17 protein-coding genes are annotated in these 25082 nt (G+C 55.7%); 7 read left to right on the top strand and 10 right to left on the bottom strand.

Going from position 1 to position 25082, the window contains the following annotated elements; genetic code table 11:
• Positions 1-309 precede the first annotated feature (309 nt).
• The 6 genes from TX23_RS15470 to TX23_RS15445 form a co-directional block, all read right to left on the bottom strand.
• Positions 310-1767, bottom strand: coding sequence for an efflux transporter outer membrane subunit (locus tag TX23_RS15470; RefSeq protein ID WP_057703082.1), 1458 nt, complete (start codon positions 1765-1767; stop codon positions 310-312).
• Between the two features lie 68 nt (positions 1768-1835).
• Positions 1836-4943 (bottom strand): efflux RND transporter permease subunit, encoded by a 3108-nt coding sequence (locus tag TX23_RS15465; RefSeq protein ID WP_057702932.1) that lies wholly within the window; start codon positions 4941-4943, stop codon positions 1836-1838.
• Positions 4940-8041 (bottom strand): MdtB/MuxB family multidrug efflux RND transporter permease subunit, encoded by a 3102-nt coding sequence (locus tag TX23_RS15460; protein WP_057702931.1) that lies wholly within the window; start codon positions 8039-8041, stop codon positions 4940-4942. Before TX23_RS15460 ends, TX23_RS15465 begins: the two co-directional genes overlap by 4 nt.
• Positions 8038-9336, bottom strand: a complete 1299-nt coding sequence (locus TX23_RS15455; protein ID WP_057702930.1) for an MdtA/MuxA family multidrug efflux RND transporter periplasmic adaptor subunit — start codon at positions 9334-9336, stop codon at positions 8038-8040. Before TX23_RS15455 ends, TX23_RS15460 begins: the two co-directional genes overlap by 4 nt.
• Positions 9337-9567: 231 nt before the next feature.
• The gene (tpx, locus tag TX23_RS15450) at positions 9568-10068 is read right to left on the bottom strand and encodes a thiol peroxidase (RefSeq protein ID WP_057702929.1); all 501 of its coding nucleotides are present in this window, start codon (positions 10066-10068) and stop codon (positions 9568-9570) included.
• A 188-nt stretch (positions 10069-10256) separates the two neighbouring features.
• Positions 10257-10661, bottom strand: coding sequence for a hypothetical protein (locus TX23_RS15445; RefSeq protein WP_057702928.1), 405 nt, complete (start codon positions 10659-10661; stop codon positions 10257-10259).
• Positions 10662-10899: 238 nt separating this feature from the next.
• On the opposite strand from TX23_RS15445, the gene TX23_RS15440 reads away from it, so the two are divergent.
• Positions 10900-12189 carry a glycosyltransferase gene (locus TX23_RS15440; protein ID WP_057702927.1) on the top strand — a complete coding sequence of 430 codons (1290 nt, stop codon included), beginning with the start codon at positions 10900-10902 and terminating at the stop codon, positions 12187-12189.
• Between the two features lie 72 nt (positions 12190-12261).
• Positions 12262-13167 carry an AraC family transcriptional regulator gene (locus TX23_RS15435; RefSeq protein ID WP_057702926.1) on the top strand — a complete coding sequence of 302 codons (906 nt, stop codon included), beginning with the start codon at positions 12262-12264 and terminating at the stop codon, positions 13165-13167.
• A gap of 50 nt (positions 13168-13217) precedes the next feature.
• On the opposite strand, the gene TX23_RS28455 is transcribed toward TX23_RS15435, so the two are convergent.
• On the bottom strand, positions 13218-13526 hold the full coding sequence (locus TX23_RS28455) for a DUF6392 family protein (RefSeq protein WP_280513736.1): 309 nt from the start codon (positions 13524-13526) through the stop codon (positions 13218-13220).
• A 542-nt stretch (positions 13527-14068) separates the two neighbouring features.
• Here TX23_RS28455 and dsr1 point away from each other — a divergent pair.
• The 4 genes from dsr1 to TX23_RS15410 all read left to right on the top strand — a co-directional run bounded on the left by dsr1 (position 14069) and on the right by TX23_RS15410 (position 21509).
• Positions 14069-17890, top strand: coding sequence for an anti-phage defense-associated sirtuin Dsr1 (dsr1, locus tag TX23_RS15425; RefSeq protein WP_057702924.1), 3822 nt, complete (start codon positions 14069-14071; stop codon positions 17888-17890).
• Between the two features lie 234 nt (positions 17891-18124).
• Complete coding sequence (locus TX23_RS27280) at positions 18125-19039, top strand: HNH endonuclease (protein WP_157243920.1); 915 nt, start codon at positions 18125-18127, stop codon at positions 19037-19039.
• 37 nt (positions 19040-19076) lie between these two features.
• Positions 19077-20486: a phospholipase D-like domain-containing protein gene (locus TX23_RS15415; protein ID WP_057702922.1), complete on the top strand. Its 1410-nt coding sequence runs from the start codon at positions 19077-19079 to the stop codon at positions 20484-20486.
• 36 nt (positions 20487-20522) lie between these two features.
• On the top strand, positions 20523-21509 hold the full coding sequence (locus tag TX23_RS15410; RefSeq protein ID WP_057702921.1) for a hypothetical protein: 987 nt from the start codon (positions 20523-20525) through the stop codon (positions 21507-21509).
• Between the two features lie 447 nt (positions 21510-21956).
• On the opposite strand, the gene TX23_RS15405 is transcribed toward TX23_RS15410, so the two are convergent.
• From TX23_RS15405 to TX23_RS15395, 3 genes are read right to left on the bottom strand one after another with little or no spacing between them, the layout of a single operon-like run.
• Positions 21957-22436 (bottom strand): DUF6392 family protein, encoded by a 480-nt coding sequence (locus TX23_RS15405; protein ID WP_057702920.1) that lies wholly within the window; start codon positions 22434-22436, stop codon positions 21957-21959.
• Entirely contained in the window at positions 22436-23899 is a 1464-nt protein-coding gene (locus TX23_RS15400; RefSeq protein WP_057702919.1) for an S-type pyocin domain-containing protein, read from the bottom strand. Before TX23_RS15400 ends, TX23_RS15405 begins: the two co-directional genes overlap by 1 nt.
• The gene (locus TX23_RS15395; protein ID WP_209445918.1) at positions 23896-24276 is read right to left on the bottom strand and encodes a PAAR domain-containing protein; all 381 of its coding nucleotides are present in this window, start codon (positions 24274-24276) and stop codon (positions 23896-23898) included. The genes TX23_RS15400 and TX23_RS15395 overlap by 4 nt, the downstream gene beginning before the upstream one ends.
• Before the next feature lie 451 nt (positions 24277-24727).
• Here TX23_RS15395 and TX23_RS15390 point away from each other — a divergent pair, with 451 nt between their 5' ends.
• A complete protein-coding gene (locus tag TX23_RS15390) occupies positions 24728-24976 on the top strand; it encodes a DUF6124 family protein (RefSeq protein WP_057702918.1) in 249 nt (82 codons plus the stop codon).
• Positions 24977-25082 lie beyond the last annotated feature (106 nt).

Genomic DNA, 25082 nt, shown 5'->3' with positions numbered 1-25082 from the left:
GATTGTAGCGAGAATGAATCTTAGGCAGGTGATTAATTAATCAGTTGGCCATTAGTGAGTTTTTGGCGTCAATCGGATGGCTTCGCCAGGCTGTTTTCAACGACGTCATGAACATCAAAATGTGGCCTGCGCAGATCCCCTGTGGGAGCGGGCTTGCCCGCGAAGGCGGTGTGTCAGTCACCGCAACTACTACTGCACTAACGCTATCGCAGGCAAGCCAGCTCCCACAGGGTACTGTGCTTAACTGACTGGCATTGGGGCAAGCCCACACAGTTGATCTTGCTCCCCCAGGATGCGCGGCGCATCCGGTTACTCCTTTTCAGCCAGAGAGGTCTGGCCGTCCCAGCCACCACCCAACGCCGCAATCAACTGCACACTCGCCACCAACCGCGACTGCAACAAGGTCAATACGGTGCGCTCGTTACTCAGGGCCGTCGCCTGCACAGTCACCACATCCAGGTAAGCGATCAACCCCGCTTTGTACTGGTTCTCGGTCAAGCGCAACGACTCGCGCGCCGACTCCAGTGCTTCATTGCTGACCACAGCCTCGTCCGCCAGGACCTTGAGCTGGACCATGTAGTTTTCCACTTCACGGAACCCATCCAGCACAGTCTGGCGGTACTTGGCCACGGTCTCGTCATAGCTGGCCACGGTGCGGTCGACTTCCGCCGAGCGCTGGCCGCCATCGAACAGGGTCATCGCCAGTTTCGGCCCTACCGACCAGAAGCGGTTAGGCAGGCTGATCCAATCTTCATAAGTGCTGCTGGAATAACCGCCCTGCAGGCTCAGGCTGAGGTCCGGGTAATAAGCTGCCTTGGCCACGCCGATATTGGCGTTGGCGGCAATCACCGAGCGTTCGGCCGAGGCAATATCGGGGCGACGTTCCAGCAACTGGGACGGCAGGCTCACCGGTATCTGCGGCAACGCCGGAATATCATTGCTGACAGCCAGATTGAAGTTGGCCGGGGCTTCGCCGATCAGCACGGCAATGGCGTTTTCCAGCTGGGCGCGTTGCCAGATCAAGTCGATCAGGCTGGCCTGGGTGGTCTTGAGCTGGGTTTGCGCCTGGGCAATGGCATCCTTGCCGGCCACACCGGCGCGGTACTGGTTTTCGGTCATTTTCAATGAACGCTGGTAGGTATCCAGAGTGGCCTGCAACAGGCGCGTCTGTTCGTCCATGACCCGCAGTTGCAGGTAGCTCTGCACCAGTTCCGACTGCTGGCTCAGGCGCATCGCAGCCAGATCCGCCGAGCTGGCCTCGGCGCTGGCTTCATTGGCCTCCAGCCCGCGGCGTAACTTGCCCCAGATATCGGCTTCCCAACTCACGCCCAACTGCGCATTGAGGGTGTCGCGAATACCACTGCTGGAGCTGCTGAGGCTGGCGCTGCTGCTGCCGGTGCCCTGGCTGGCGCGGGTTTTGCCAACGCTCAGGTCGACACTGGGGTAAAACGCCCCGCGGGAGCTGCGCACCAGGGCCTGGGCCTGGCGAAAGCGTGCTTCGGCCTGGGCGACGGTCTGGTTGGAGGTGTTGAGGCGCTCTACCAGCCCATTGAGTTGGCGGTCGCCATACAGCTCCCACCAGGCGCCACGGGCCAGGGAATCGCTGGGGTTGGCCTGGCGCCAGCCCTGGGCCTCCTTGAACTGCACCGGCTCGATGACGTCCGGGCGTTTGTAGTCAGGGCCAATGGCGCAGGCGCTGAGCAACAGGGCCAGGCCCACTGTAGGAGCGAGCTTGCTCGCGAAGGCCGTCAACGATAATGCGTTCATTCTGGATGAGCGCGGCATCTGGGCTTTTTTCGCGAGCAAGCTCGCTCCTACAGGAGTGGTTGAATCGGTCATAGCGCAGTGTCCAGGGCAGCATCGGTACGCACGCCGCGCCAGGCATTGAAGCGGTGGCGCGCGCGGTCGAGATAGAGGTAAACCACCGGGGTGGTGTAAAGGGTCAGGATCTGGCTGAAGACCAGGCCGCCAATGATGGTCAGGCCCAATGGATGACGCATTTCCGCGCCATCGCCGCTGCCGAGCAGCAACGGCAAGGCGCCGAGGATCGCGGCCAGGGTGGTCATCAAAATCGGCCGCAGGCGCAACAGGCAGGCACTGCGGATCGATTCCAGCGGGCTCATGCCGTCGTTGCGCTCCAGTTGCAGCGCCAGGTCGATCATCAGGATCGCGTTTTTCTTCACTACGCCGATCAGCAGGAACAAGCCCAGCAACGAAATGAGGCTGAACTCGCCGCCCAGCAGGTAGATCGCCAACAACGCACCGACACCGGCCGACGGCAGGGTCGAGAGGATGGTCAGCGGGTGAATATAACTCTCATACAAAATGCCCAGCACCAGGTACACCGCCACCAGCGCACCCAGAATCATGAACGGCTGGCCCTTCTGCGTGGCCGCAAAGGCGTCGGCGGTGCCGGCCATCTTGGCAATCACATCTTCTGGCAGGCCGACCTTGGCAATCGCCCGCTCGATGGCGGCGGTGCCCTGCTCTACCGTGACCCCGGGCGCCATGTCGAAGGCGATATTTTCCGAGGCAAACTGGCCTTCATGGCTGACGCGGTCGTCGGCCAGGCTGTTCTCGTAATGGGCAATGGTCGACAACGGCACCCGTGCGCCATCGGCAGTAATCACCTGGACCTGGTTCAGGGTGTTCGGGTCCTGGGCATACTTGGGGTTGACCTCCATCACCACCTGATACTGGTTGAGGCTGTCGTAGATGGTGGAAATCTGCCGCTGGCTGTAGGCGTTGTTGAGCACCGACGTAACCATGTCCATGTCGATGCCCAGGCGCTTGGCCTGATCACGGTCGACGATCAGCGTGACCTGCGCCGCGCCCCTGCCCTCACGAGCATCGATGGCGGTCAGCTCCGGCAACTCACGCATCGCCGCGACCACTTTCGGGTACCACAGCCGCAACGCGGCCAGGTCGCCGCTTTGCAGGATGTAGGAATACTGTGCGCTGGTCTGGTCGCGGCTGCCGCCGAATTGCAGGTCCTGGTCGGCCATCAGGAACAGGCGCCCGCCCGGCACCAGCGGCACGTCCTTGCGCAGGCGCTCGATCACCGCCTGGGCAGAGATCTTGCGCTCGCTGATGGGCTTGAGCCGCACCAGCATCACCGCGTTGTTGGTGCCGCTGTTGCCGCCGATAAAGCCCGCCACGCTGAGCACCGCCGGATCCTTGAGCACCGCCTGGCGGAAGATTTCCATCTTCGGCTGCATCACGCTGAACGACAGGCCATCGTCGCCGCGCACAAACCCGATCAACTGGCCGGTGTCCTGCTGGGGCATGAAGGTTTTTGGCACCACCACATACAGCGCGATATTCACGCCCACGGTGATCAACAGGCTGAGCAGGGTCAGACGCCGATGACGCAACACCCAGTCCAGGCTGGTGGCGTAGCCGGCGACCATGCGGTCGTTGATCTTCTGGCTCCAGCGCTGCAAGCCGGTCTGCCTGGACTTGTCATGAGGCTTGAGCCAGCGCGCGCAGAGCATCGGCGTGAGGGTCAGCGAGACGATCAGCGAAACAATGATCGCTGCCGACAAGGTGATGGAAAACTCGCGGAACAGGTTGGTGACGATCCCGCCCATAAACAGAATGGACAGGAACACCGCCACCAGTGACACGTTCATCGACAACAAGGTAAAGCCGACTTCCTCGGCGCCCAGGTACGCAGCCTTCATCGGCGGCACACCTTCGTCAATGTGCCGGGAGATGTTCTCCAGCACCACGATGGCATCGTCCACCACCAGCCCGGTGGCCAGGATCAGCGCCATCAACGAAAAGTTGTTCAGCGAGAACCCGTACAGGTACATCACCGCGAAGGTACCCACCAGCGATACCGGCACCGCCAGGGTCGGGATCAGCGAAGCGCGGAAATTGCCCAGAAACAGGTACACCACCAGGATCACCAGCCCTACTGCAATCAGCAGGGTCATTTCCGCCTCATGCAGGGTCGCGGCGATCACGGGCGAGCGGTCCATGGCCAGGCTGAGCTTGACGCTGGACGGCAGCACCGCCTGCAACGCCGGCAACTGGGCCTTGATCTGCCTGACCGTCTCGATGATGTTGGCGCCGGACTGGCGGTTGATCACCAGCAGCACCGCCGAATCATTGTTGAAGAAGCCGCTGTTGTAGCGGTCTTCCACACCGTCGGTGATCTTCGCCACATCCCCCAGGCGCAGGGCCGCGCCGTCCTGGTAGCGAATCAACAGCGGCGCGTAGTCCTTGGCTTTTTCCAGCTGGTCGTTGACTTGAATCTGCCAGTTGCGTTCGCCATCTTCCAGGGAGCCCTTGGGTCGGCGCTGGTTGGCATTGGCGATGGTATTGCGCACATCGTCCAGGGCCACGCCGTACTGGTCCAGAGCCTTGGGCTCCAGCTCGATGCGCACCGCCGGCAGCGAGCTGCCGCCGATCTGCACTTCGCCCACGCCCGGCACCTGGGACAGGCTCTGGGACAGGATGGTCGACGCCAGGTCATACAGCTGCCCCTTCTGCAACACATCGGAGGTCAGCGACAGCACCATGATCGGCGCCTGGGACGGGTTGATCTTCTTGTAGGTCGGCATACTGCGCATACCGCTGGGCAGCAGGTTGCGCGACGCGTTGATGGCCGCTTGCACTTCGCGCGCCGCGCCGTTGATGTCACGGTCGGAATCAAAGGCGAGGATCACCCGCGTCGAGCCCTGGCTCGACGAACTGCTCATGGTGGTGATACCGGCAATCGAGCCGAACGAACGCTCCAGTGGCGTCGCGACGCTGGACGCCATCACCTCGGGGCTGGCGCCGGGCAAGCTGGCCGACACCACGATCACCGGGAAGTCGATCTGCGGCAGCGGCGACACCGGCAGCAGGTTGAAGCTGACGCCGCCGAGCAACATGATCGCCAGGCTCAGCAGCATGGTCGCTACCGGCCGGCGAATGAACGGTCCGGACAGGTTCATGGCTCAACCGGCTCCAGGCGTTGCGGCTCTTTGCGCCAGCGGCGGCCAAGACGGTCGAAATACAAGTAAATCACCGGCGTGGTAAACAGCGTCAACACCTGGCTCACCAGCAAGCCACCGACCATCACCAGGCCCAGCGGTTGGCGCAACTCCGCGCCGGAACCGCTGGCGAGCATCAGCGGCACCGCACCGAACAAGGCTGCCAGGGTGGTCATCAGGATCGGCCGGAAACGCAACAGCGCCGCCTGGTAAATTGCCGTCTGTGGATCCAGGCCCTGATTACGTTCGGCATCGAGGGCGAAGTCGATCATCATGATCGCGTTCTTTTTCACGATACCGATCAGCAGGATAATGCCGATGATCGCGATCATGCCCAGGTCATTGCCACTGAGCAGCAAGGCCAGCAAGGCCCCCACCGCCGCCGACGGCAAGGTCGACAGGATGGTGATCGGGTGGATATAGCTCTCGTAGAGCACGCCCAGCACGATGTACATGGTGACCACCGCCGCCAGGATCAGCAGCAAGGTGCTCGACAACGACGCCTCGAACGCCTGGGCCGCGCCCTGGAACTGGGTCTGCACGCCCACCGGCATACCGATGTCCTTCTGCGTCTGGTTGATCAGCTCAACGCCTTTGCCCAGGGCGACGCCGGGGGCCAGGTTGAACGACATCATCACCGCCGGGAACTGGCCGATATGGGCAATCGCCAACTGCGCCTGGCGCTGCTCGACGTGGGCCAGGCTCGACAGCCGCACCTGGCCGCCGTCGGTGGTCTTCACATGGATCTGGTTGAGCGCGGCCGGGCCGAGGGTTTCGCCGGACTGGGCCTGCAGCACCACGCGGTATTGGCTGGCTTGTGTGTAGATGGTCGAGATCTGGCGCTGGCCGAAGGCGTCATACAACGCGTCGGTAATGGTCGAGACACTCACGCCCAGGCGCGAAGCCGCGTCGCGGTCGATCACCAGGTACACCTGCAAGCCTTTATCCTGCAAGTCGCTGGCGACATCGGTGAGTTCCGGATGCTGGCTGAGGGCGTGCACCAGCTTGCCGCTCCACAGTGCCAGCAATTCGGCGTCCGGCGACGACATGCTGAACTGATACTGGGTACGACTGACACGGTCCTCGATGGTGAGGTCCTGCACCGGCTGCATGAACAGGCGGATGCCCACCAGCTTATCGATGTGCGGTTGCAAGCGGGTGATCACCTCGGCTGCGCTCAAATCGCGCTGGCCGTGGGCCTTGAGGTTGATCAGCAAGCGCCCGCTGTTGAGCGTGGCGTTATCGCCGTCCACACCAATGTAGGACGACAGGCTCTCGACTGCCGGGTCGGCGAGGATGATCTTCGCCAGTTCCTGCTGCCGCTGGCTCATCGCCGCAAAGGAAATCGATTGCGGCGCTTCGGAAATACCCTGGATCACCCCGGTGTCCTGCACCGGGAAAAAGCCCTTGGGCACCACCAGGTACAGCACCACCGTAAGCCCCAGGGTGGCGATGGCCACCAGCAGAGTCAGCGGCTGGTGCTTGAGCACCCACTGCAATTTGCGGCCATAGGCCTGGATCAGCCAATCGATCCAGGCACCACTGGCCTTGTAGAAACGCCCCTGTTCTTCTTCCTTGGGTTCGCGCTTGAGCAAACGCGCGCACATCATCGGCGTGAGCGTCAGGGACACTACCAGGGAAATCAGGATCGCCACCGCCAGGGTGATGGCGAACTCGCGGAACAGCCGCCCAACCACGTCAGCCATGAACAGCAGCGGGATCAATACCGCAATCAGCGACAAGGTCAGGGAAATCAGAGTGAAACCGATCTGCTTGGCGCCCTTGAGCGCCGCCGCCATCGGCGTCTCGCCCTCTTCGATATAGCGGGAAATGTTCTCCAGCATAACGATGGCGTCATCCACCACGAACCCGGTGGCGATGGTCAGGGCCATCAGCGTCAGGTTATTGATGGAGAAGCCCGCCAGGTACATCACGCCAAAGGTGCCCACCAGGGACAGCGGCACGGCGATGGACGGAATGATCGTGGCGCTGACCCGCCGCAGAAACAGGAATGTCACCATCACCACCAGGGCGATGGCAATCAGGAGCTCGTGTTGTACGTCTTTTACCGAGGCGCGGATGGTCTGGGTGCGGTCAGTGAGCACCGTCACGTCCAGGCCGGCGGGCAGGTTGTCGGTGATGCTCGGCAGCAGCGCCTTGATGCGGTCGACCACCTCGATCACGTTGGCGCCCGGTTGGCGCTGGATATTGAGCAGTACCGCCTGGTTTTCGTTGGCCCAGGCCGCGAGGCGCTCGTTTTCGGCACCGTCGACGATCTGCGCCACATCCTTGAGGCGCAACGGTGCGCCATTGTTGTAGGCCAGGATCAGTTCGGCATATTGCTGGGGCGAAACCAACTGGTCGTTGGCATCGAGCATCGACACGCGGGTGGGGCCGTCGAAGTTGCCCTTGGGCTGGTTGACGTTGGAGGCGGCGATCAGCGCACGCACGTCCGACAGGTTCAAACCATTGGCCGCCAGGGCCTCGGGGTTGACCTTGATGCGCACGGCCTGGCGCTGGCCACCGGCAATGCTGACCATGCCGACGCCGCTGATCTGCGCGATTTTCTGCGCCATGCGCGTGTCGACCAGGTCATTGAGCTTGGGCAACAGCATGGTTTTGGAGGTGATCGCGAGGGTCAGCACCGGGGTATCCGCGGGGTTGACCTTGTTGTACACCGGCGGCGCCGGTAAATCCTTGGGCAACAGGTTGGTGGCGGCGTTGATCGCGGCCTGCACCTGCTGCTCGGCAACGTCCATATTGATGTCGAGGTTGAAACGCAGGGTCAGCACCGAGGCACCGCCCGAGCTGGTGGACGCCATCTGCGTCAACCCCGGCATCTGCCCGAACTGGCGCTCCAGCGGTGCCGTGACCGCGCTGGTCATTACGTCGGGGCTGGCGCCGGGGTACAGGGTCATGACCCGGATGGTCGGGTAGTCCACCTGGGGCAAGGCCGATACCGGCAACAAGCGGTACGAGATAATCCCGGCCAATACAATCGCCAGCATACTCAGCGTGGTGGCGACCGGGCGCAGGATAAACAGGCGTGACAGGTTCATGAACCGACCTTTTGCGCCTTGCCGGCGTCAGCGCCGGTCTCCCCTTTTGCCGCAGGCTTGCCTTGCAGGTGTTCGGTCGGCGTGGTTGGCACTTCGCTGCTTTGGTTGACCACTTCGATTTCGCTGCCGTCCTTGAGGCGGTCGGTGCCTTCCAGTACCACGCGGTCGCCTGCGACCAGGCCTTCCTTGACCACGGTGTTCTCACCGTCGGAATCACCCAGCACCAACGGCTGGACCTTGACCTTTTTGTCACCGTCGAGTTTGTAGACAAAGGTGCCGGTATTGCCGAACTGGATCGCCGCCGACGGTGCCAGCACCACGTTGTGCAAGGTGTCGGCAAGCAAGTGCACATTGACGAACTGGTTGGGGAACAGCGCCTGGTCCTTGTTATCGAAGCGCGCCTTGAACTTCAGGGTGCCGGTGGTGACGTCGATCTGGTTGTCCAGGCTCTGCAGCACGCCGACCGCCTGTTTTTTCACGTCGCTACGGTCCCAGGCTTCCACGGGCAGTTTGTTGCCCGCGTGGTAACGGGCGAGTACGGTTTCCAGGGTATTTTCCGGCAGGGTAAACGCCACGCTGATAGGTTGAGTCTGGGTGATGACCGCCAGGGCGGTGGTGTCATTGGCGGCGACCAGGTTGCCGACATCGAGCTGGCGCAGACCCACGCGGCCGCTGATCGGTGCGCGGATCCTGGTGAATTCAAGGTTGAGCTTGGCGTCATCCACCGCGCCCTGGTTGGTCTTGACCGTGCCCTGGTACTGCAACACCAGCGCCTCGGCGGTGTCCAGAGTCTGCTTGGCGATACTGTCCTGGGCATACAGGCCGCGATAACGCTCGACGTCGACCTGGGCGTTTTTCAGCTGGGCCTGGTTCTGCAACAGCGTGCCCTGGGCCTGGAGCAAGGCGTTCTGGTAGCTGCGCGGGTCGATTTCCGCCAGCAGGTCGCCGGCCTTGACCATCTGCCCTTCTTCAAAGGCGATCTTCACCAGCTCACCGCCCACCCGGCTACGCACATTAATGGTGTTGAGCGCGGTGACCGTGCCCAGCGCCTTGTAGTACACCGCAAACTCCCCCTGCACCACCGGCGCCACGCGCACCGGCACCGGGCCGGTGGAACCACCGAACCCCGGGCGCGCCATGCCGGTCTTGCCCGTGTGCCCCGCTGGCGCGTCCTTGTGGGCCGCGCCGCCGGGCCAGAATTTCCAGCACAGGCCGGCGATAACCAGCAGCACAAGCAGGCCAAACAGCCAGCGGCGGGAGTTGCGGGAGGAGGATTGCATGGAGTGATCAACCATTGGGGATGAGAGCTTCTTCTTCGGGAGGCTGAAAGATAAGCACTGGGGGGCGTTTAGAAAAGCACCTTTACCGGCTATTTACCTTGGGCTTACAACTTTTAACGTCTGGTCTTGGTCCGCCAGCTATTTCGCTAAACCGCTGACGCTCAAATAAAAACGGCCTGGACTAGGCCAGGCCGCAATCATGCATCATACGTGTGACTGCCAAACGACAGTTACGCGCAGAAACAGTTACTTCAACACTGCCAGAGCAGCATCGTAGTTTGGTTCTTCAGCGATTTCCTTGACCAACTCGCTGTGCAGCACGTTGTCGTTTTCATCCAGTACCACCACAGCGCGTGCGGTCAGGCCTTTGAGCGGGCCGTCGGCAATCGCCACACCGTAATCAACGGCGAAATCCGAATCACGGAAGTCCGAGAGGTTTTTCACGTTTTCCAGGCCTTCGGAGCCGCAGAAACGCGCCTGGGCAAATGGCAGGTCGGTGGAGATGCACAGCACCACGGTGTTGGCCACATCGTTGGCCTGGGCATTGAACTTGCGCACGGACGTGGCGCAGGTTGGGGTATCAACGCTTGGGAAGATGTTCAGCACTTTGCGCTTGCCGGCAAAGGTGGCCAGGGTGGCGTTGGACAGGTCGCCGGCGGTCAGGGTGAAGTCTGCGGCTTTGGTGCCGACTTTCGGCAGTTCGCCTTCAACCTGGACCGGGTTGCCTTTAAGGGTGACTTGAGCCATGAACGGAATCCTTATGCTGGGTTTGGTTAAACGAATTCGAGAGGCGGAAGTTAACCACAAACTGCCGACGCTACCTACCGCCAGACACAAATTGTCATGTCGCCGGGCATGGTCAACATGGGTGCGGATTCAGTTCGATAGACTGAGCACCGCACCTGGCCCCAAGTACGGCGCTTCTGGAGCGTTGACTAGATTGCGGCGGTATGTTTAGCCTCCACCCTGGGATCGGTGCCGGATGTATCAAACACGAATTCTGCTGTGAATGTCACCAGATGCGCACCGCTTTTAAGCGGTAAGTCTCGCTCATTTTTCCAATCATGCCAGACATTGTCCTGCCTCCTGTCATCCGGTGAACGCCAACTAAATTGTTGATGCGTGGTGGTGACCACGGTAGAAAAATTGATGTTGGCTTTGTTACGTGAGCCGTTGCCGGTGATTCTGTATCGCTCGGTCCTCACCCTCAGCCAATCGCCCTCCCGCTTCCAGCGAATTTCCAGGAAACCGGTATGGCCACCGGCACCGTTTGTCAGTGTGAAGCTCTGCCAGTCAGCCTCAACCGCGTGGTCTTTGTTGGTTCGTTCGTTGGCATCCATGGTATGTACCTCCTGAAACGATTTGGTAAATCTGCAATAAACCTACATCCGTAAAGCTGCAGCAAACCTAACACCCCGCTCGGTCCGAGATAACTGTGAAAGTTGACAGGCGACAAGCTCATTTCGAAATTAGAAACCCCACGCTAATCAGTATTCCCTCGATAGGCATGTTGCGACAGAAAAGTGTGATTTAATCAGCCGTTTTTTTGAGCCCGCCTGCGGGACTAAGGACGCATTCATGAATCAGCCCGCCATCAAAGTCCTGGTCATTGGTTACGTCTGGCCAGAGCCCCGCTCTTCCGCCGCGGGCGGGCATATGATGCAAATCCTTGAGAGTTTTCTTACGCAAGGTTGGGACATTACCTTCAGCAGCCCCGCCACCATCGGCGAACACAAGGCCGACTTGCCGGCACTCGGGATCGCCGAACGCGCCATCGAATTGAACAACAGCAGCTTCGATGACTTTATCCGCGAACTGGCCCCGGATATCGTGCTGTTCGACCGTTTCATGATGGAGGAGCAATTTGGCTGGCGCGTAGAACAATGCTGCCCCGACGCGCTGCGGGTACTGGAGACCTCCGACCTGCAAAGCCTGCGCGACGCCCGCCACCAGCGTTTCAAGGAGCATGTAAAAGCCAACCCCGACAGTGACGACTTCAGCGCCCTGTTCGCGCCGGCGCTGGAGGACGAGTTCCAACGCATGGCCGATACCGACCTGGCCAAACGCGAAATCGCCGCGATTTACCGCTGCGACATCAGCCTGATGATCTCCGACGTGGAAATCCGTCTGCTCACCGAACAGTTCAAGGTGCCCGCCGCCCTGCTCCACTGGTGCCCGTTGATGCTGCAACCGCCCATGGCCGCGTTTGCGCCGTTTGAAGACCGCGCGCATTTCCTCAGCATCGGTAACTTCCGCCACGCGCCCAACTGGGACGCGGTGCTGTGGATGAAGCACAACCTGTGGCCGCTGATTCGCCAACAACTGCCGGGCGCGCAGTTGCACATCTACGGTGCCTACACGCCGCCCAAGGCCACCGCCCTGCACAACCCGGCGCAGGGTTTTCATGTGATGAACTGGGCTGAAGATGCATTGCAAGTCATGACGGCGGCGCGTATTTGCCTGGCACCACTGCGCTTTGGCGCCGGCATCAAGGGCAAGCTGGTGGACGCCATGCTGTGCGGTACACCCAATGTCACCACCCCCATCGGCGCCGAGGCCATGGGCGATGACCAGCCCTGGCCCGGCGAGATCGCACAGGACGCCCCGACCCTGGCCGCCGCTGCCGTGGCCCTTTACCAAAACCGCGAGCGCTGGACCCAGGCTCAGGAACAAGGGCGCCAACTGCTGGCCCAGCGCTATGACCAGGACCTCCACGGGCCCGCCTTGGTGGAATGCCTGGAACGTTGCCGCAACAACCTCACCGCCCATCGCCGGGACAATTTCACTGGCAGCATGCTGCGCCACCACGCGCATAAAAGTACCCAGTACATGTCCCAATGGATCGAGGCCAAAAACCGCACCCTATAAACACTGCTGCTGGCGAGGTCGCGCGCGACGGGGCATTATCCTACGCAGCGACCACAATAAAGCGACGGCAGCATGACCCGAGCAACGCGCATCACCGACCCTTCCTACGAACTGATGGACGATCACAACGGTCTGTCCATCATCTATCGTCAGCATGGCTTCCCCTGCCCGTTGGTGCGCTGGCACTTCCACAAGGAATATGAACTGCACCTGATCGTCGCCAGTTCCGGCAAGGTGTTTATCGGTGACTACATCGGCAACTTCTACCCGGAAAGCCTGTTCCTCACCGGCCCCAACCTGCCCCATAACTGGATCAGCCAGGTGGAGGAGGACGAAGTGGTTCCCAAGCGCGACATGCTGGTGAACTTCACCGATGAACTGTTCGAACATGGCAGCCATATCTTCACCGAGCTCAAACGCCTGGCGCCGTTGCTCGAACGCGCCCAATACGGCATCGAATTTCGCTGCAAAAAAACCATCGCCCAAGCCATGAGCCTCATGCAGAACATCGAGGACGCCAACGGCATAGCGCGCCTGGGGCACTTTTTTATCCTGCTGGAAGTGTTGAGTGCCTGTGAGGACTACCAACTGCTGTCCGGCGTGACCACCTCGCAGCAAGCCGACGAACACAGCATCGACCGCACCAACCGCGCAGTGGACTACATCTTCGCCCACTACGCCCGAGAGCTGCCGCTGGAGGAAGTGGCAGAGTACCTGGGGATGAAGCCGACGTACTTTTCCCGGGTATTCAAGCAGGCCACCGGGCGGACTTTTATTGAATTCGTCAATCGGCTGCGCATCAGCAAGTCGTGCGAGCTGCTGGCCGATGGCAATAAGGCGGTGACGGATGTGTGCTTTGAGTCGGGGTTCAATAATATTTCCAACTTCAATCGGCGGTTTCAGCAGCTTAAGGGGATGACGCCGTCTCACTATCGGCGGTTGGCGGTGCAGCGGTTGACGGAGCAGAATTTGGCTTGAACGTCATCGCGCCCACATTCGCGGGCGAGAACGATTTTACTTAAGAAATGCTAATCGAGGAGAGCGAAAACTACAGTACTAACTTGATAATCCTGCGCGCACTTGAATAACACTTTGGCACTCGTATGAATCAAGGAGTCGAGCTTATAGGCATCCCATCCGCCTGTTTTGCTATTAAGGGGAAGTGAGGTCGGACCTTTCGACTCTGAGGGCATGCCGAATGACGTCTTTACATCGGCCTGAGTCATCGATAGAGCTTGCGGCAACGGCAATTGATCTCGATACATTGTCTGCCCCTCGACGGTTCTAGCAAGAGTAATGTATAGAGTTTCCAAACATCGGCTCCAAACTGCGCACATCGTTTTCCCACAGCAGTAACGACCGACATATTCAGCGAATAGCGTTGCAAGCTACTTCAGACCCGATGGAGAAATATTGCGACGTGAAGTTAGCCAGTCTGCCGCAACAACCGGCGGTGCAAGCCCCCCCCCTAGATGCCAGGATGATCTGTTGGCAAATCAAGCAATGCAAAACTCCTCAGGTCACCGGAATATTGTGGAGGTGTGCAATGGCGTCGTGAAAATGGAAACACCTGATGGTTAGAGGAGGATCCTGCCCCTGCCCTAAAAAATCTAAATCCAGAACTCCCCGACACACTTCCCGCAGAGTCAAGCTTGACCTCATGACGCTGCTAGGCGAAACGCCTGAGCAAATTAGCGATTTCAAATGGAAAAATATGTCGCCTGCTGGCCATGAGTTTCTTTTGAGGCCGGCTATAGGGTCACCCCCTAGTTTTTTGTCCTAAGCAAATTCGCGTCGGCGAAGGTAGCATGGCTAACCAGCTCCAGCGCATGCTAAATAGGCTTCCGTGCACATTCGGCACGGTTGATGGGGAAAGGGAATGCAATTTGTAACTGATGGACCAGATATCCCGGACGATCTGCTCCAGGCCCACGAGGAGGGCCGCGTGGTGTTCTTCTGCGGAGCAGGTATTTCTTATCCAGCAGGTCTAACCGACTTCAAAGGCCTGGTGGAACAGATCTATGAAGAAGTCCACGATGAGCTTGGCGGTGCCGAAGAAAAAGCCTTCAATAATTACCAATTTGACGCGACTCTTGACCTGCTCGAACGACGAATAAATGGAGGCCGTTTCGCCGTCCGACAAGCTCTTTGCAGGGCTCTAAAACCAAACTTACGTAAGAAAGGTGCTATTGACACACACGCAGCATTGCTGAGGCTCGCCCGTACCCGGCATGGCAAGCTTCGTCTAGTGACTACAAACTTCGACCGCATTTTCGATACCGCAGCGAAAAAAATCTCTCAGAAATTTCAATCCTATTCGGCCCCGATGCTGCCTATTCCGAAAAATAGTCGCTGGGACGGATTGGTCTACTTGCATGGTGTATTGCCTAAAATTCCTGATGAGGCAGGCCTGAACCGTCTCGTAGTCACAAGTGGCGATTTCGGTCTGGCCTACTTGGTCGAACGGTGGGCGGCTCGATTCGTAAGCGAACTCTTTCGTAACTATGTCGTTTGCTTCGTTGGGTATAGCATTAATGACCCCGTTCTCAGATACATGAGGGATGCGATAGCTGCTGACAGGATGCAGGGTGAGATCACCCCAAATGCATGGGCCTTTGGCTCAAGCTCTCCTGGAGAAGAGGAAGCCCGGCAAGAAGAGTGGGAAGCGAAAGGTGTTACCCCGATACTCTACAACGTACCGGCTGGTACCTATGATCATTCGGCGCTGCACTTGACGCTCCAAGCTTGGGGAGAAGTATATAGAGACGGGGTAATGGGTAAGGAGCGCTTTGTCGTCACTCATGCTCAAAGTCGCCCATCGGCCAGCACAAGGCAGGATGACTATGTAGGGCGGGTGCTGTGGGCCCTTTCTGATAAATCTGGTTTACCTGCTCGTCTTTTTGCCGATTTCAATCCGGTCCCTCCTCTTGACTGGCTTGAGGCTTTTGCAGACCACCGATACCGCCATACCGACTTGAATCGGTTTGGTGTAACTCCCCAAAATGAAACTGATAAAAAACTAAAATTTAGCCTCGTACAACGACCGGTGCCCTACCCACTCGCTCCCTCCATGTCACTGGTTTCGTCGAATGATTCCGGCTCACAGTGGGATGATGTAATGGGTCACATCGGCCGTTGGCTGGCTCGGCATCTAGATAATCCCGACCTACTTCTATGGATAGTGGATCGCGGCGGGCGAATGAATGAGCAGTTCCGCTGGAGAATAGAGGAGCGGTTGGGCTTCTTTTCTCGACTAGAGACCGGGGGACAAACCTCTGAGCTGGCAGAAATCAAAAAAAATGCTCCAAAAGGACATCCAAGCCGGTTGATGCAGATCCTATGGCGGCTGTTGTTAACTGGTAGGGTCAAACAGCCATGGCACGATTCAGCCCTTTACGATTGGCAAGAGCGTTTCAAACGGTATGGATTAACGCTGACTGCACGGTTTCAGCTACGCGAGTTACTCGCTCCAATGATCACGTTATCGAAACCATTTCGCTGGCAAGAAGAGTCCGACCAGCCCACCGTACCTAGAGGAATTCGTGACCTTGTTGAATGGAAATTAACCCTGGCATCGGACGACATCTATTCGGTGTTTCGTAATTTCACGAGCAGCCGATGGCGAGCTGCATTGCCTCTGCTACAGAGAGATCTCCAGCAGCTTTTAACGGATGCACTGGAATTGCTTTGTGAACTGGGCGAAGCGGACGAAGAAAACGATCGATCTCATTGGGATCTTCCATCGATCACACCCCATACTCAGAACCGCAAAAATCGTGATTGGGTGGCTTTGGTCGAACTCCTGCGGGACTCCTGGCTATCCGTCTACGACCAGAATATCCCGCGGGCCCACCATATTGCGAATGAATGGTCCGAACTTCCGTTTGCGACTTACAAGCGTCTCGCACTATTCGCTGCCAGTCAGAAAAACTGCATCCCACCCCATCAGTGGATCGAGTGGCTTTTGGAAAATCATGCGTGGTGGCTGTGGTCTGTGGCTACGAAGCGCGAAATGTATCGACTCATCGTGTTGCAGGGATGCTTCTTAGCACCCGCAGATCAGAAACGGCTTGAGAACGCAATATTGGTAGGCCCGCCACGTCGCATGTATCGCGATGACATCCTGCCTGAGGCATGGAAAGACCTCGCAGACAGCGCCGTATGGCGTAGGCTCGCCAAGTTGCAAAGCTCAGGCGTATCGCTGGGTAAAGCAGCATGTGCAAGATTGAAAGCCTTGTCACGTGCGTATCCGAAATGGCGCCTTGCATCCAACGAAAGCGACGAGTTCTCTCATTGGATGAGCATGAGTGGTGAACCTGACCACGAAGAAATTCAGAGCATTGATGTCGCACCAAACAAAAGAGATGAGTTAGTTCAGTGGCTTAAAGCCCCTCCCTCTGAATCAGGACATCACGAAGACACCTGGCGCGAAACCTGCCGTAAGCATCCATTGAACGCAGTGTACGCATTGAGAGATCTCGCGGAAGAAGGGGTATGGCCAGCTAATCGATGGCGGCAGGCTATTCAGACTTGGGGCGAGAAAGGTCGTACCAGGAGGTCGTGGCAGTATTCAGCTCCCTGGATACTGACCCTGCCAGATGACCTGCTGACAGAGATCGTCCGCAGCGTTACATATTGGATCGATGCTGTGTCCAAGGTTATCAAACATGATGAATCGACCCTTTTAGAATTGTGCGGGCGGATTATGGCTCTGCCGCTTGAGCCAAATTCAGGAATTACAAGCAGCGGCGAGCCGCTGAACGATCCAGTGACCGATGCCATTAACCATCCAATTGGTCACGTCACCCAGGCGCTGTTGAGTCTCTGGCTGGCCAAACAACCCAACGATAACGATGGTCTACCGATTCAGATCAAAGACCTTTTCACCGAGCTGTGTGACACCACTATAGAAAAACACCGTCATGGCAGAGTGATTCTCGGTTCGAGGTTGATCGTCCTATTCCGTGTTGATCGCCCCTGGACAGAATCGTGCTTGCTCCCATTGTTCGACTGGAGCACTTCTCCATTTGAAGCAAAGGGCGTATGGGAGGGCTTCTTGTGGTCGCCTCGTTTGTATCGTCCTCTATTACTTGCATTTAAAAATCAATTCTTGGATACAGCCAATCATTTTGAAGAATTGGGAGAGCACGCACAGCAATTCGCAGCCTTTCTCACTTACGCAGCGTTAGGCCCGCTTGAGGGCTATACCGCCATGGAGTTTAGATCTGCATTCAAAGAGTTGCCTAAACGAGGCCTCGAAGACGCAGCGCAAGCTCTAACACAAGCTTTAGAGGGCGCTGCCGAGCAAAAGGAAACTTACTGGGAAAATCGAGTTCTCCCTTTCTGGCGAGATATCTGGCCGAAGTCAAAGCAACTCGTAAGCCCAGCCATGGCCGCCTCACTGGCACGCCTAACCATTGTATCTGGCGAAAAATTTCCTGCGGCCTTGGCTTCAGTTCGAGATTGGCTCCTGCCCATCGAGCATCCACATTCGTTGCTTCACGAAATGAATGAAAGCACCGTTTGCACCGACTTCCCGGTAGAAGCCCTGTTACTCCTGAACCTCACGATAGAGGATCAACAATGGATTCCATCGGACCTCAAATCCTGTCTCAGCAAAATTATTCAAGCCGCTCCAACACTCACCGAAGATGCTAGGTACCAAGAATTGATGGTGAGGATGCGTCGTCGCGGTGGATGACAGCGGACGCATGCATCCGTCATACGTGGCTCAGGCCAACATGCCATCAATAATTCGAAAGTGGCGCAAAAACTATAAAAAAGAGATTATTCGACAGCGATAAGTCGGCCAACACCAAGAACAAATTAGGAAATGTAGCAAAAAAACCGTTTCAGACCTAGGCAAATCCATACGCCGTTCAGAGTGGTGAATCATTATACGATTTCACTCCATTAATAACCATTTGAGGTGATTGTGCGCTGTTTATTCTGCAAGGAAGAAAGTCATGACACCAAGGGTGTCGAGCATCTAATTCCCGAATCCATAGGAAGCAAAAGACTGGTCCTGCCAAAAGGACTGGTTTGCGACAAGTGCAATAATTATTTCGCTAGAAAAGTAGAAAACCCCGTGCTTTCCCATTCATCGATACGAAACCTCAGAGGTTGGTATCAAGTCCCAAATAAGAAGGGCACTTACCCATCCGTTTTAGGATGGATTGCTGGAACTGATATAAAAATTAATTTGCGAAAAAGCACAGATGGAAAATTGCAGATAATCGCTGAAAAGCTATCTGAGCAAAAACTCGTTGACGCATATCATTCTGGCATAAGTACAGATTCCGACTTTTCACCATTTTTATTTAAGATTGAGATTGATCCACCACAAAAAGAGATGTCTCGTTTTTTAGCAATGATGGCTTTGGAAGCTTTGGCTCTGCGCTATGTGAAACTAGGAGACGTCAATGTTATTATTGACCACCCAGCTTACGACGCAATTAGACGTTTCGCAAGATACGGTGAGGGCGTGAAACATTGGCCTTACCACCGGCAAGTACTGTTTTCGATGGATGCACAAATGAAGCGTCCAGATTCAGGCCAGTGGGTTCAGGCTGGCTTTGGGCATGATTTGATTGTTACTCCTCACCCCGAAACATACTTTACATTTTTACTATACGGTGTCAATTTCACTATCAATTTAGGAGGCCCCTCAATTGATGGATATGCGTTGTGGCTTCAAGAACATGACCCACTAAAACGCATCGGTGTGAAATTGATAAAAAAGGTCGTTGACGGAAAGGAAGTAGATTTTCTCGAAGGCAGCTTTAGCTCTAACGCTGGAGCCAATTATGATCGAAAGGCTCAACTAATGAAAAGCAAACAAAGACTCTAAGAAAAAGCAATTGACAATTGAAATGGAATAAATACAGATGAGCTTTGATTTACTCTCGGTCCCGGAAGGATATCAACTGGATTTGGCGCTGGTTATCGCGCCTTACGTAGACGTGAAATTCATGGATGCGCTGGTTAAACGCATGAATCCCCGGCGGCTCTGTTTGTTAGTGGATGATGGTGTCAGACCCGAGGACCTACAAGGTTTACATAAAGCTCGCCGCAAAGGTGTAAAGCTTCAGGTTCGTCTAGGCCGGACAGCAGGCCTCATGCACATGAAAGCCTTTTATTTCGAATTCATCCGCAAGGAGGCACCGAAAAGACGAAAGCGCAGATTGTTATTCGGTTCGGCGAACGCTACGAATGCAGCATTTCTCGGCCACAGGAATGCGGAGCTGTTCGCAAACCTCGACTTAGCGATTCAACACGATGCGGATATTGCGGATTATTTTTCTAGAATCCTCGCAACTTTCGATACCGAATTTACAACAGTGATTGAGGGTGCGGAGGTCTGGCCGAGCCAAATACCAAAGCTCTACCTTCCAAGATTCAAGAGCATCGTGCCTGGCGCGATGCCTTTTGGATTCGACACCTGGCTGCAACGTGGCCTGCTTGCCGCTCAATATAGAAACGCCCCGCAGTTCGCGATATTGAATATTCAGCTAAAAAAGGTTTTACCTCAAGAGATGGTTGCAAAGATCTTCGCCAGTCGCAACTTCACCGAGAAAGGTGATCGAGACATTGTACGGTACGGCTACATGAACGGCAGCAGCGACATCGCTATGGATGGAACTGAAATGCCTCGCTGGAAATCTCGGTATGGCGTGTGGACCCACTTGGGCGACTGGATTTCGTATGAATGCTACAAGTCACATAGTACACGCATGAAGTCGAAAGCCTCATCTGCCCGTCATGCAAAAATATCCAAGCTATTAGGCAGTGCGCACGATGCTGGCTGGCGTCGGGAAAAGATTGATGCTTTGCTGAGAGCGCTAGCGGAGGTATGGAGCGATTTGGAGGCATCTGAAGTTGTCCCTAACCTTTACCTTGAAAGCAAAAACGGAAAATTGAACTCAACCTTTTATGAGCAACGGCTGATACAAAAATTAGAGCAGGACATACATCTTGCCCAAGACGAAGACTTTAAAAAGCGGTATGTAAACGGGTACGACTTTCCGGACGTTCCCCGATTTAGGCAAGATGTAATTGCATGGGAACGCTTTGTATATTCTTGGTGTGAGTCGATTGCAGTTGAGGCGGTAAAAAAACTAACACCATCGTTAGTAGCTCGACGAATCCGCTACGTTATGGAGCGCGAGGGGCTCAACCTTTTTGATTTGGAGCCAAAAGAAATCGGTGGCTTTCTGAGAGCGAACTGGGAAAAGGAGTGGGAGGATTATGATATGACCGTGGGGGAATGGATAATTGCTTACCATGAACAAAATTGACCTGGGCAAAATCAACAAAGAAAAGGAACCTTTTTGATGAATTTCTTGGCACAAGTAGCGGCAAAAATCAATAAAAAATCAAAATTATATAAGGTCGGAAAATTACAACACGCACGACAAAAGATTAATAATTTTTCAAGAATTCCCTCCAGCCAACTATTTGATCACAGAACTGTATTTGAAAATTGGGGGTGGCACTATGGAGGACGGAAAGAGCTTCAGTTTAACATCGGAATTGAGGGGGAGTACGTAAGGTACGGTGTCGCCTTTTCCCTAGAATGCAGCCAATCGCTTCCTAATATCGATGTGCTTGTTCCCAAAATAGCGCGGTTTAATGAGTACCTAAGCGAGTTCTGCGAAATCTTTTCTGACTTGCGTATGTGGCATTACGAAAATGATGTCCGAAGCTCCGAATACATGCCCTCCTCCATTCCTCAAGAACGAGTGAAAGAAGGTGTTTTTATATTCCTTGGTGCGAGGTCAGAAAAGAGTGCTATCGACTATGACCAGATATTGGGAATTCTTGATCGACTACTTCCACTCTATTTGTTCACTGAGGGAGGACTTTCTGAGCTTTCTTTAGAAAATAAGCTAAACGATTTTAGATTTAGTGCGGGCTGTACAAAAAAACCATCGCAAACTTCAGGTCTGCTCACCCAAAGAAAACTGGATATTCGATTGAAGCATAATGACTATCAAAGTAATCTCTATATAGAGCTATCAACCTTACACGGAAAAGATAATGTTGGCACAGAAATATACGCGAACGGTTTAAGCATAGATTTGGTAGTAAAAAAGGGTGAAAGTTATTGGTTTTACGAAATTAAGACAGCATCTACTGCCAGAGCCTGCATTCGACAAGCACTTGGCCAGATAATGGAATATTCTTACTGGCCTGGTCATCAACGCGCCGCAAAACTGGTTATCGTCGGCTCTGCAGCGGCGACTTCGGAGGAAATTTCGTACATTGAGTATTTACAAAAAACATTTAGCCTGCCACTCGAATACAAGGCGGTTAGCTGATAGTCAACTCGATGCTTTACTTTTTAAAACCTTCAAATCAGCGGGCCTCGCTAGCACAAACTAAGATGGTACGTTTACAATTCATCCGTTCTTCCTCGACAACTCATCCGCGATTTAACCAACGGCTGGTTGGGAATTTTCCCGTCGGCTACAAATCGGTGAAACCAAGCTAAACTCTCCCCCGAAAACTTAATCGTTGGCGCGCCCGTCAATACCACCCCTGAATTTTTTTGATGCCATGTAATTGTTGACGAGCGCCCTCGATACCAAACTCAGCGCCTCTTCTCATTCGCGCTTGATTGCATCCAAGGGCATAACACCGTCCCACTATCGACAGTTAACGGAGCAGCGGTTAACTGAGCAGGGTCTAGCTTGACGTGATCATTCCCACGCGCTGAGCTTGGGAACTTTACTATTTATTAGTCGAATTTAACTTTCAGAGCAATTTCAATTATGCTGTGTACTTCTCAAACAGAATCCCATGCTACACACCATATCGTCATTACGATATTGAAATCCGAGGTGAACACCGGGATAACCAAAGCCGTCCATGCGGTAGATGTCGCTACCACCGTACCCCCGATATTTTAAAATTTTAACCGGCTCCTTCGACTCGAAAGGCGCCCCAAACAATCTATGGACGTCGATTCGACTCATTTTAATTGTAAGAGGCGGAGGTAACTCACCGGTATAAGAGGGAATACCACCAGCCATGTTAATTAAAGAAAAAAGAACCTCAGTGAGGACTCTATTTTCCGCTCTAAACCAAAGTTCAACACCAGACTCTGGCTTTTGGATCAAATATTCATTATCGTGACCCTCTAATGAAGGTGCCAGAGGCTTGCTCGTAATCACACCCTCCGCTAGAAGGTTTGCATGAGTAGATCCAAGCCCGGCCAGCAAGCGTTTGATCGTCAAAGCATCCATTAGTACCACCCTTGTTCTTGATTGATCTTATGCATTTTGGCGCGAGCCTCTTCCAAGTTTTTTTGAGTAAAGCCTTCCTCAATCATGTAAGGTCTAATCACGTCGAAATTACTGTCTACAGCCGCCCGAAGATCAGCGGCGTCAAAGTGCTGCTTAACTTTATTGTTACGCCCTCCGTACGTCTCGCTATATTTTTGATGGATATGAGCAGGAATAGCAATGCTGGCTACTCGCATGAGCAACTCGTTGATTTCGTAATCCATAAACGCTGTGGATACGTTTTTCAGATATCGCCTGATCGCCGCCTGCGAAGGCATATGATCCACATGCAAACCGCGCCTTGATCGGCCACTGAAAGCCCCATAGATGTCGACCTCCAACGGCCTGACCGCCGGCTTGGCAAACACCAAATACAACGGCGGCACACCCGAATCAGCCGGAAACGAAATGATCGTATCCTGCCAGGTGATGTTTTCTGCATCCCGCCCTGGATAGTGACTGATTGCCGAATCTTGCCCCACCGCAATCGGATGAACAAACACGTTATCCAAGCGTTCCGGTGTTCCGGGATACGGGCTCGGCACGCTGACAACCGGCCCATGGTTCGGCGTCCATGTGATGCTGATGCCATCCAGCACCGCGACCATCGCGCTGTGGTCCTCATTCCACCGGGCTTGCGCGACGGGTACGCGGTCGGCGCCACTGCCAGGTTGGGTATGTAGGCCGTAAACACGCAGTTCACCGGACTCATCCTGGCGAAACTGGAAACGTACTCGCGTGCTGGCCAAACGCATCCCCTCCAACTGCTCCGGGGTGTACAGCGTTGAGTCACCGATATCCCGTGGCCAGAATGCCAGCAGCACGAGGTTGAGGGCCGAACTGGCGCCGGCCAAGCCTCGTACAGCCCAGGCACCGAGGTCGCTGCCGAGTGTACCGGCTACCCTGCCGACGGCGCCCGTGGTACCGGTTGAGGCCATAAGGGCCGTGGCGCCGAAGTTTTTGGCGTTTTCCGGGGCGGTGCCCGCGGCCGTAGAACCGGCTGGCACCGAAACGCAGGATTTGGCAAAAACGCAGGCATCAGCGGCACGATTCGACGCAGCGGGCGCGGCATAATTCGCAGGGGGCGAGGCGGATGCAGTCGGCCTCATTACAATCGGGGTGACACGTTGAGGTTGGGGACCGAACTCCTGAGATTTGGAACTCTGATTGGCAATCAACTCCGGCGGCGGATCGCATTTGCAGATGCACAGATCACCCTCCAGCGCCGCTTGTTTGCCGTTCCACTCTTCGTGCAAATGAGGGCCGGTAAGCGCGATGAAGCCTTCAGTGCCGCAAGCCGGACAAGCGACCCGGTCACCCTCCCTCGAGATCATTTCGCCGTTGAAACTGGTGCCCTCACAACCGCTGATTACTTTGCCACCCGCCGTGGTGGTTGAACCCGTGATGATGTTGTAGCGCCTCACATCTGACTCTCCACGCGATAACCAGCCTTTAGAAGACCAGGAATACCCTCGCCGTCCGCGAACTCCACTACCTGAGCCAGGTTTTGCAGGCTGCTCGTCACGGTGTCGCCGTTGTCGGTAGCGCTGCCGACAATGGCGATGGGCAGACCTTTGTAGGTGGCCGCGAAACCTGCTCCCGAGACAATTTCGCTCTCTTTGCCATCGGGATAGCGCACCCGGTCGCCGACGCACGCGATGCGCAAGTCATGGATCTCTAGGCTGGTGCTTGCAGTGATAATTTCTCCGCCCATACGTGTTCTCGAGCCGAGTGTCGCGTAGTCGTAGATGGCTTTGATTGGGCGAGTTGATGGTTGGATTTCAGTATCGATGTCTTTCATGTTTCGTCCTTTTTAGCGCGCAGGGGTACTCAAACGCGGTCATAGCGTTGATGTGTGCAAAGGGAATAGCGCCGAACTGGCGCAAGAAAGATGGTGCTGGCAGGCGCAAAGCCGAACAACTGTCCGTTCGGCTAGGTATTGGGAAAAACAGAAACGTCTTACAAGGCTTTGAGGTTGCCCCTAGGACACTCCATCTCTAGTCTCCGTACACCGCTGCACACTCAGCGGTCGGGCGTCGCGGCTCGTATTTCTTCAGACGCAAAAGCGTCATGTGTCCTTTCAGTTGGCGCTTTTTTATCGTCTACTGTGCGGCGCTATGGCGGCTGTGCGTGGGATACCTTCGGGTATGCCGATGTTCTGGAGAGTCGGTCCGCGAACCCGCGTACAGCTGCCACCCCCATCGCGTCGCGGCGATCAATGGCAGCTCCTTTAATATCTCCGGAGTTTCACCATGATCAAACCCACCCCAAATCCCCCAATCGATCCAGCACCCAGCGTGCTATTCACCGTTAAAGACGGCATCTGCATCCAAGACCTACTGGTCAACCTCAGCGAATCACTCGCCTCTGCCCACGCCCTCACCTGCGATTTCGCCTTTGATCTCGACGGCTCGCGGCGCGAGGGCGCCCTGGGTATCGCCCAATTGATCGAGGTGTCTCGATTGTTGGCTGAGCGGGTACTGGCTGATATCGAGCGTTAAATACGGCATCGATCGTCCCCACGCGTCACGGGGACGATCATCGAGTGCAAAAAAGTATCAGTGAGCGTGCGCCCAAGGATTTGTCACAACCCCATTTCAAGGCTGT

The sequence above is a fragment of the Pseudomonas paralactis genome (assembly GCF_001439735.1).
GTDB classification, from domain to species: Bacteria; Pseudomonadota; Gammaproteobacteria; order Pseudomonadales; family Pseudomonadaceae; genus Aquipseudomonas; species Aquipseudomonas paralactis.
This window is presented reverse-complemented; position numbering and strand designations above follow the sequence as displayed.

What these genes read in the sequence shown, in the direction of transcription:
- TX23_RS15470 (WP_057703082.1), bottom strand. Translation starts at nt 1,767, where the DNA reads ATGAACGCATTATCGTTGACGGCCTTCGCGAGCAAGCTCGCTCCTACA.
- TX23_RS15465 (WP_057702932.1), bottom strand. Translation starts at nt 4,943, where the DNA reads ATGAACCTGTCCGGACCGTTCATTCGCCGGCCGGTAGCGACCATGCTG.
- TX23_RS15460 (WP_057702931.1), bottom strand. Translation starts at nt 8,041, where the DNA reads ATGAACCTGTCACGCCTGTTTATCCTGCGCCCGGTCGCCACCACGCTG.
- TX23_RS15455 (WP_057702930.1), bottom strand. Translation starts at nt 9,336, where the DNA reads ATGGTTGATCACTCCATGCAATCCTCCTCCCGCAACTCCCGCCGCTGG.
- tpx (WP_057702929.1), bottom strand. Translation starts at nt 10,068, where the DNA reads ATGGCTCAAGTCACCCTTAAAGGCAACCCGGTCCAGGTTGAAGGCGAA.
- TX23_RS15445 (WP_057702928.1), bottom strand. Translation starts at nt 10,661, where the DNA reads ATGGATGCCAACGAACGAACCAACAAAGACCACGCGGTTGAGGCTGAC.
- TX23_RS15440 (WP_057702927.1), top strand. Translation starts at nt 10,900, where the DNA reads ATGAATCAGCCCGCCATCAAAGTCCTGGTCATTGGTTACGTCTGGCCA.
- TX23_RS15435 (WP_057702926.1), top strand. Translation starts at nt 12,262, where the DNA reads ATGACCCGAGCAACGCGCATCACCGACCCTTCCTACGAACTGATGGAC.
- TX23_RS28455 (WP_280513736.1), bottom strand. Translation starts at nt 13,526, where the DNA reads ATGTGCGCAGTTTGGAGCCGATGTTTGGAAACTCTATACATTACTCTT.
- dsr1 (WP_057702924.1), top strand. Translation starts at nt 14,069, where the DNA reads ATGCAATTTGTAACTGATGGACCAGATATCCCGGACGATCTGCTCCAG.
- TX23_RS15415 (WP_057702922.1), top strand. Translation starts at nt 19,077, where the DNA reads ATGAGCTTTGATTTACTCTCGGTCCCGGAAGGATATCAACTGGATTTG.
- TX23_RS15410 (WP_057702921.1), top strand. Translation starts at nt 20,523, where the DNA reads ATGAATTTCTTGGCACAAGTAGCGGCAAAAATCAATAAAAAATCAAAA.
- TX23_RS15405 (WP_057702920.1), bottom strand. Translation starts at nt 22,436, where the DNA reads ATGGATGCTTTGACGATCAAACGCTTGCTGGCCGGGCTTGGATCTACT.
- TX23_RS15395 (WP_209445918.1), bottom strand. Translation starts at nt 24,276, where the DNA reads ATGAAAGACATCGATACTGAAATCCAACCATCAACTCGCCCAATCAAA.
- TX23_RS15390 (WP_057702918.1), top strand. Translation starts at nt 24,728, where the DNA reads ATGATCAAACCCACCCCAAATCCCCCAATCGATCCAGCACCCAGCGTG.